Origin of the sequence: Stenotrophomonas sp. 3diitr2024, from assembly GCF_042136455.1 — a bacterium.
GTDB lineage: Bacteria > Pseudomonadota > Gammaproteobacteria > Xanthomonadales > Xanthomonadaceae > Stenotrophomonas > Stenotrophomonas sepilia.
In genome coordinates, this window is record NZ_JBHHMJ010000848.1 from 1 (window position 1) to 8,237 (window position 8,237).

Sequence of the window (8,237 nt, forward strand, 5' to 3'; positions counted from 1 at the left end):
GCCGGCATCCGACGCTTCCAGGTGTTGCCGGCCAGCGGCCGGCACCGCCCCTCATCCGCGCATGGCGTGGATCTACTTCTTTGCAGCGGTCTTCTTGACGGCCTTCTTCGCCGGTGCCTTCTTTGCGGCAGCTTTCTTCACAGCCTTCTTGGCCGGCGCTTTCCTGGCCGCGGCCTTCTTCGGCGCTGCTTCCTTCTTCACCGCAGCCTTCTTGGCCGGTGCCTTCTTCGCAGCGGCCTTCTTGGCGCCGAAGCCCTTGCGCACCGGCTTGCCGGTTTCTTCCATCAACTGCTGCACTTCAGCCAGGGTCAGCGATGACGGCTCGCGATCCTTGGGGATCTTGCCGTTCATCCTGCCATCGCTGATGTACGGGCCGAAGCGGCCGTTCAGCACCTGGATGTCGCTGCCCTCGAACTCCTTGATGATCCGGTTGCGCGCGATCTCTTCCTTCTCTTCGATCAGGAATACGGCGCGGGCCAGGTCGATGGTGTACGGGTCGTCTTCCTTCTTCAGCGAGGCGTAGGTGCTGCCGCGCTTGGCGAACGGGCCGAAGCGGCCGATGCCGACGCTGACCGGCTCACCATTGTCCTCGCCCAGTGCGCGCGGCATCAGGAACAGTTCCAGCGCGTCTTCCAACGAGATGGTGTGCATCGACTGGCCGGGGCGCAATGAGGCGAACTTCGGCTTTTCCTCGGCGTCCTCGGCGGTGCTGCCGATGGCGGCATACGGCCCGAAGCGACCCAGCCGCACGCTGACCGGCTTGCCGGTCTTGGGGTCGGTGCCGAGCTCGCGCGCGCCACTGGCCTCGGCGCGGTCGACCGATTCCTTCTTGTCTTCGACCAGTTCCTTGAACGGCTCCCAGAAACGGGCCATCAGCGGGATCCATTCTTCCTCACCGCGCGAGACGGCATCGAGCTCGTCCTCAAGCCTGGCAGTGAAGTCGTAATCCACGTACTGGGTGAAGTGGCTGGACAGGAACTTGGACACCGCGCGGCCCACGTCGGACGGGCGGAAGCTGCGGCCTTCCATTTCCACATACTTGCGGAACAGCAGGGTCTGGATGATCGAGGCGTAGGTCGAGGGACGGCCGATGCCGTACTCTTCCAGCGCCTTCACCAGCGCCGCTTCGGTGTAGCGCGGCGGTGGCTGGGTGAAATGCTGTTCGGCCAGGATGCGTTCCAGCGGGATGCGGTCGCCCGGCTTCATCGCGGGCAGCTTGCGGCCCTCATCCTCGTCCTCGGCGCTCTTGTTGTCCTTGCCTTCCTCGTACACGGCCAGGAAGCCGGGCACGACCACGGTGGTGCCGCTGGCGCGGAACACGTGCTCGCTGCCGGCCGACAGGTCGACGCTGACCGTGTTGAGCGTGGCCGGGATCATCTGGCAGGCCACCGCACGCTTCCAGATCAGCTCGTACAGGCGCCGCTCGTCGTCGGTAAGGAACCGGGCGACCTGCGACGGGGTGCGCAGGGCCGAGGTCGGGCGTACGGCTTCGTGCGCTTCCTGGGCGTTCTTCGACTTGGTCTGGTAGGTGTTGGGCTGGTCCGGCAGCGAGGCGATGCCGTAGTCGCGGGCGATCACGTCGCGGATTTCCGCCAGCGCGTCCTGCGACAGGTTCACCGAGTCGGTACGCATGTACGAAATCAGGCCGACGGTGCCTTCGTCGCCGATGGCCACGCCTTCATACAGCTTCTGCGCCACCTGCATGGTCTTGCGGGTGGTGAAGCCGAGCTTGCGCGAGGCTTCCTGCTGCAGGGTGGAGGTGGTGAACGGCGGCGCCGGGCGGCGCTTGCGCTCCTTGCTGGCGACGTCGGTGACGTGCAGCGAGCCCTGCGCGGCCTGCTGGATGCGCATGCGCGCCGCTTCAGCGGTGTCGCCATCGGTGACGGTGAACTGCTCGAACTTCTGCCCGTCCAGTTTGACCAGCTTGGCATTGAAGTGCTGGGACGGGTGCGCGCACTCGGCAGCGATCGACCAGTACTCGCGGGCGATGAAGGCTTCGATCTCTTCCTCGCGCTCGACGATCATGCGCAGCGCCGGGCTCTGCACGCGGCCGGCAGACAGGCCGCGCTGCACCTTGCGCCACAGCACCGGCGACAGGTTGAAGCCGACCAGGTAGTCAAGTGCGCGGCGGGCCTGCTGGGCGTCGACGAGGTCGCTGGCGATCGCACGCGGCTGGCTGATCGCTTCCTTGATGGCGCGCGGGGTGATCTCGGTGAACACCACGCGCTGCATCGGCTTGTCCTTGACCAGCCCGCGTTCCTTCAGGATCTCGGCGATATGCCAGCTGATCGCTTCACCCTCGCGATCCGGGTCGGTTGCCAGCAGGATGTCGTCGGCGCCCTTGGCGGCCTTGGCGATCGCATCGACATGCTTTTCGTTCTTGTCGATCACGTCGTAGTGCATGGCGAACCCGTTGTCCGGGTCGACCGCGCCTTCCTTCGGAATCAGGTCACGCACATGCCCATACGAGGCCAGGACGGTGTAGTCCTTGCCGAGGTATTTGTTGATCGTCTTGGCCTTGGCCGGCGATTCGACGATGAGCAGGTGCTTGGGCATGGCAGCAGTGTCTGTGGGGCGAGCCGCAGGGAAGGGGCCGCTAGGGTGGAGCAAACGGCCGCATTAGTGAAGCGGCCACGGACAAATCAATACGCTGAACGCCCGGTAGTGTGCCGGGCGTTCAGGTTTCACCTTATTAGAGGAATCACGCCCGGCCAGCCCCTGTCAAGCAGCCAGACGTGAGGATGGCCGTTCATGAGGCCATCTTGGCGATGAAGCCGACCGCAGCCACCAGCAGCACCAGGCCCGCCACCGTCAGCAGGCCGGTCAGTACCAGGATCACGATGGTGACCGTACCCAGCTCATGGCGCTGCAGCTGCGGCTGGTCGGTGTAGGCCCAGCGGTCGACCACCAGGGTGTCGCAGATCATGTCGTGCAGGCCCTGCTTGCGCTCGGTGAAGGCGGCCATCAGGAAGCCGATGCCCAGGGTGAAGCTGCTCAGCAGCATGGCCCAGTAGCGACCGAAGGCGCGGCCACGGGTCAGGCGGTCACCATTGCTGCGCACGACCTTGATGCCGACCGCCATCTTGCCCAGCGTGGCGCCGCCCTGCGAGGAATGGAACCAGGTGTAGTAGGCCACGCCGATGGCCATGTTGATCAGCGCGCTGGCCAGCTGCGCGACGATTTCGATGGAGGTCTCGCCACTGCCCACCGCGCCCATGCTGGCGCCAAGCACCACGCCGATGATGGCGCCGATGATGCCGCCCGGCACGGCCAGCACGAAGTAGTCGATCATGTAGGCCGCGACGCGCTTCCAGAAGCCGGCGTAGACCACCTCGCCGCCGATCACCGGCCGCGCGCCACCGGCAGCGGCGGCGGCCGGTGCGTTGTAGGGTGAGCTGCTGAGCGCGCCCGTGCCAGGCAGCGGCGCAGTGCCGTTGTCGATGGCGGCGTAGTCGCTGCGCAGGTCGAAGCCGCCACTGGCAGTGGCGGTGCTGGCGTCGGCCAGCGTCTGCAGGCCCAGTTCATCGACCACCTGGCGCAGTGCAGCCCACTGGGCCATGCCTTCGCGCCAGACCAGGGTGTCCAGGTTCAGTTCGCCGCGCTGGAAGCGCTGGCGGATCTCCTGGACCGACAGCGGGCCCTGGCGTTGCTGTCCTACGGCGTAGTGCCACTCAGTCATTGCATGTTCCCTGTTGGATCGTCCTTGGAGGTGCTGCCGTGCGCGTGGCTCAGCCGCGGCACGACGTCGGCAGGTACTTGTCGTCGCTTTCACCGCTGCATTCCCAGCGGCCGCTGTCCCGATCATATTCCAGCCACAGCAGGTCGCCATCGAGGCTCTTGCCGGGCACGGCCAGCGTTGCTTCGATGCCACAGTGACCGTTGTTGAAGCGGCCGATGTTCACCGCCGACAGGCCGGCCTGGGTGAAGTCACCCGGGGCCGGGAAACCGGCATCGTTGGCGCCGGGGCAGCGGCCTTCATCGTCGGCGAAGTGCTGCACCTGCTGTTTCAGCGGCTGCAGGGCATTGACCGCGGTCGCGATCCTGGCACGCACGGTGTAGTCGTTGTATGCGGGCAGGGCGATCGCCGCGAGGATGGCCATGATCGGTACCAGTACCAGCAGCAGGCCGCCGCCGATGATCGCGGTCAGGGCGCAACCGGAGAGCTTCTTCTTCGGCGGTGGCAGAACCCCGGCTGCCGCTTGGGTGGCATAGGGCGTGGACGGCGGCAGCACAGGCGGCTGGGGCGGAGGGGGGGCCACCGGTTCCGGTTCCGGCTCGGGTTGCTGGGCCGGCGCAGCAACGTCCAGTGCCGGCACGATCAGGCCCAGCTCGTCGACCACGGTACGCAACGGCTGCCATTGCGGCAGGCCGTCGCGCCAGACCAGGGTGTCCAGGGAGATCTGGTTGTTTCGGAACAACTCGACCAACTGTTCCGCCGGCAGCGGGCCTTGCTGCCGGTTGCCTTCTGCATGGAACCACTCGCTCACGGGGACGCTCCTGAATGCGCTATGCCCCCAAGTGTACGGTCAGTGAAGGGGTTCTGGCTCGTCCATGAACATCTGCGTCTCCATCCAGGCATAGGCCGCTTCGGAGCCGGGCTGGTTGAACAGCACCATCAGCACGACCCATTTCAGGTCGTCCAGGTCCAGTTCGTCCTGGTCCAGGGCCATCGCCCGGTCCAGCACCAGCTCGCGCTGGTCGGCGTCGAGGATGCCGTGCTGTTCCAGGTACAGCAGGAAGCCGCGGCATTCCACATCCAGCTTGTCCAGCTCGGGGCCATGGTAGATGCGCACGGGGCCATCGACCCGCGCCTGGGCCACGCTCGGCCGCTGCGCGGCCAGGGCATCGAGCCAGTCGAACGCCTTGTTGATCTCGGTGGGGCTGAAACCGGCCTGGATCAGGCCGTTCTGCAGCGAATCGCGGTCACGGATCAGGTCCGCATCTTCGCTGAAATAGTGTTCAAACAGGTACAGCAGTACATCCAGGATGCTCTCTTTCATTGCCCCTCGGCCTGCGTCGCGCGACGCTGTGGAGGTGAAGAAACTAGGGCGTTCGACAGTAGCGGCCGTGTACGCACACCACGATTCCCGCCAGTTCCATGGCCAGCAGCATGGAGGACACCTGGGGCGCCGTCAATCCACAGCGCGTGATCAGTGAATCCATACCGCTTGGGTTGTGGTCCAGGGCTCGCCACAAGCACTGGTAGTCAGGGTCGTCGGCCCAGCGCGCCGGCAGGAGGGCCGGCAGTGCCTGTTCAGTGGGGGTGGACAGCCGCGATTGCAAGCCCGGCAGCTGCAGGCGAAGGGCAGGGGCGAGCAGTTCCAGAACCTCCTCGGGGCGCTCGACCAGCGCCGCGCCCTCGCGGATCAGGCGGTGGCAACCAGCCGCGCGCGGGTTGAGCACCGACCCGGGCAGGGCACAGACCTCGCGGCCTGCCTCGGCGGCCAGGCGCGCGGTGATCAGCGCGCCCGAACGCTGCGCGGCCTCGACCACCACGGTGGCCAGCGCCAGCCCGGCCACCAGCCGGTTGCGCGCGGGGAAGTGACCTGGGCGGGCCGCCGTACCCGGCAGGTACTCGCTGAGCACCACGCCCTCGGCGGCGATGCGCGCCTGCAGCTGGGCGTGGCTGTCCGGATAGGCGCGGTCAGGGCCCGTGCCGATCACCGCCACGGTGCAGCCACCGGCCTCGAGCGTGGCCTGGTGCGCAGCCGCATCGATGCCTGCGGCCAGGCCGCTGGTCACCGCCAGGCCCGCTTCGACGAAACAGCCGGCAAAACGCGCGGCCAGTGCGCGCCCGCCCGGGGTGGGGGAACGGCTGCCGACCAGCGCCACCGACGGGCGCCAGGCCAGGCTGGGGTCGCCGGCGACGAACAGCGCCAGCGGCGGGTTGGGCACCTCCAGCAACGAGGGTGGAAAGGCCGGATCGGTGCAGGGCAGCAGGTGATGATTGTCCTGTTCCAGCCAGCGCAGGGCGGCTGCACGCGCCCGGGCCTCGGGACGTTCCAGCGCGGCGCATTGCTCCGGCGTGCAGCCGTGCGCGCGCCAGTTCGCCGGGCCTTGCGCGATGGCGGCTTGCGCACCGCCCGCGGCCTGCAGCAGGGCCCGTCGTGGCGCCAGTGCGCCTCCCGCCATCAACAGGCGCAGCAGCGCCTCATATGCATGCGTGGTCATCCCCCACTATCGGCCGCACACAACAAAGGCGCCCTAGGGCGCCTTCGCACGTGATCGTCAGGTTTTCCCGCAGACGCCTGCCGGGCAGCGGTCGGCACGCCCGGCAACGGTTACTTCGCGTCCGGGTGCAGCGCGTTGTAACCGACCTGCACCGGCTTCACGCCCTGCATCACCAGCGCGTAGCTGACGTTGTCGAAGGTACGGAACACCATCGCGTGTGCGGCATACTCATCCGGCAGCGAGACCCGGCCCGCGCCGGTGTTGAGCGAGTCGTCCATGCGCGAGGAGTTCGGGTACTTCATGCGGTGCGCCACATGGCGGCCCGGGCGCCACAGCGAGAACACGGTGCCGTTGTCCACGCCCTGGGCACGGCCGGCCGAGATCGCGATCACGTCGCGCGGGCCACCGGCATTGAACATGTCGGTGACGGCCAGCACGCGCACGTCCACACCCTCGACACCGGCAGCGGGTACATGAGGGATGAACTGCAGGTCGTACGGCTTGGCTTCGACCGGTACCAGGCGGTCACCGGCGCGCACTTCGCGGCCGCCGTCGTTCTTGTCCAGCACCAGCGTGGAGGCCTCGACCTTGCCGCCGGCAATCTGGGTGATGGTGCCGGTAGCGACCTGGGCCAGCTCGTAGCCGAGCACGCCACGGCGGGCGTTGGGCGCGTTGTAGGCCTTCCACAGGTTGCCGCTGCCCGGGGTCACGTCGCCATTGGCGGTCAGGTCTTCGGTCGGCTTGGGCTGGGCGTACCGCACGGTCGGGCGTACCACGGCCCAGCGCTGGCCCACCTGGGCATCGGCCAGGCGCACGTAGACGGTGTCACCGCCGGACACGCGCAGGCGGCTGTCCTCCAGGCCGACCACGTAGGGCAGCTGCTTGATGCTGTCGACAACGCTCAGCTGCTTCAGGAACGGCTCGACCTGGGCCAGCGGAATGGCGTCGATCGGGGCCTCCTGGCGCGGGCCGGCCTGGGACACGGTCACCCGGTCCAGGTAGGCAAGGCTCAGCACGTCACCTGGATAGATCAGGTGCGGGTTGGCGATCTGCGGATTGGCTTGCCAGATCTCCGGCCACAGCCAAGGCTTCTGCAGGAAACGTGCGGCGATATCCCACAACGTATCCCCTTTTCGGACCACATAGGTGTCCGGGTGCCCGCCATTCACTTCCACGGCGGTAGCATAGGCAGCCACGGTCAGCATCGCCGCGGCGACGACCGTACGAAAACGAAGCAACATAGGTGTGAAGCCCTGATTCCCCAACAGGTCCACGCACTATAGTCCAGAAACCGGGGCGCAAGGCAAGCGTTGGAGCTAGAATCTGCGACGTATGCCGGCGTGCCGGCCCCCTATCCGGAAACAGCCATGGCCCTTCTCCCCATTCTCGAGTTCCCCGATCCGCGCCTGCGTACCAAGGCTGCGTTGATCGACGCCGCCGAAGTCACCACGCCGGCCTTCCAGGAACTGATCGACAACATGTTCCAGACCATGTACGACGCCCCGGGCATCGGCCTGGCGGCCACCCAGGTGGACGTGCACAAGCGCTTCATGGTCATCGATGTCAGCGAAGAAAAGAATGAACCGCATGTGTTCATCAACCCGGAAATCGTCGCCAGGGACGGGGGCCGGGTGTACCAGGAGGGCTGCCTGTCGGTCCCGGGCATCTTCGCCGACGTCACCCGCGCCGACACCATCACCGTGAAGTACCTGGACCGCAACGGCCAGGAACAGCAGCTGGAGGCGGGTGAAGTACTGGCCACCTGCATCCAGCACGAGATGGACCACCTGGACGGCAAGCTGTTCATCGACTACCTGTCGCCGCTCAAGCGCGAGATGGTCCGCAAGAAGCTGGCCAAGCAGCGCAAGCACGTGGCGTGATCGCCCATCCGGGCCGCCCTTCGGGTGGCCCGTGCCTGCGCGACGCGCGCGGGCTGCACGGCGCCGGCCGACGGCGCCGTTTTCTTTCCTGCACGAATCCATCCTGCAAGTGGGGTAGCCATGAGGATTGTCTTTGCCGGTACGCCGGAATTCGCGGTGTCGTCGCTGCGCGCCGCGGCGCGCCAC

General features: G+C 67.0%; 7 protein-coding genes. 1 reads left to right on the top strand and 6 read right to left on the bottom strand.

The genetic code is table 11. The annotated features are described in order from the left end of the window. Nucleotides 1-72: 72 nt before the first annotated feature. The 6 genes from ABGA94_RS22365 to ABGA94_RS22390 all read right to left on the bottom strand — a co-directional run bounded on the left by ABGA94_RS22365 (nt 73) and on the right by ABGA94_RS22390 (nt 7,412). The gene (locus ABGA94_RS22365; RefSeq protein WP_235649062.1) at nt 73-2,556 is read right to left on the bottom strand and encodes a DNA topoisomerase I; all 2,484 of its coding nucleotides are present in this window, start codon (nt 2,554-2,556) and stop codon (nt 73-75) included. A 193-nt stretch (nt 2,557-2,749) separates the two neighbouring features. After that, nucleotides 2,750-3,679, bottom strand: a complete 930-nt coding sequence (locus tag ABGA94_RS22370) for an RDD family protein (RefSeq protein WP_375368116.1) — start codon at nt 3,677-3,679, stop codon at nt 2,750-2,752. 49 nt (nt 3,680-3,728) lie between these two features. After that, a complete protein-coding gene (locus tag ABGA94_RS22375) occupies nt 3,729-4,487 on the bottom strand; it encodes a pilin (protein ID WP_053496977.1) in 759 nt (252 codons plus the stop codon). A gap of 39 nt (nt 4,488-4,526) precedes the next feature. Continuing rightward, the gene (locus ABGA94_RS22380; RefSeq protein WP_005419622.1) at nt 4,527-5,000 is read right to left on the bottom strand and encodes a DUF494 family protein; all 474 of its coding nucleotides are present in this window, start codon (nt 4,998-5,000) and stop codon (nt 4,527-4,529) included. Between the two features lie 43 nt (nt 5,001-5,043). After that, nucleotides 5,044-6,171 carry a DNA-processing protein DprA gene (gene dprA, locus ABGA94_RS22385; protein ID WP_095378166.1) on the bottom strand — a complete coding sequence of 376 codons (1,128 nt, stop codon included), beginning with the start codon at nt 6,169-6,171 and terminating at the stop codon, nt 5,044-5,046. A 110-nt stretch (nt 6,172-6,281) separates the two neighbouring features. Beyond that, nucleotides 6,282-7,412 (bottom strand): LysM peptidoglycan-binding domain-containing protein, encoded by a 1,131-nt coding sequence (locus tag ABGA94_RS22390; RefSeq protein ID WP_375368117.1) that lies wholly within the window; start codon nt 7,410-7,412, stop codon nt 6,282-6,284. Nucleotides 7,413-7,538: 126 nt separating this feature from the next. Here ABGA94_RS22390 and def point away from each other — a divergent pair, with 126 nt between their 5' ends. Continuing rightward, nucleotides 7,539-8,051 carry a peptide deformylase gene (gene def, locus ABGA94_RS22395; protein WP_005419619.1) on the top strand — a complete coding sequence of 171 codons (513 nt, stop codon included), beginning with the start codon at nt 7,539-7,541 and terminating at the stop codon, nt 8,049-8,051. Nucleotides 8,052-8,237: the final 186 nt, after the last annotated feature.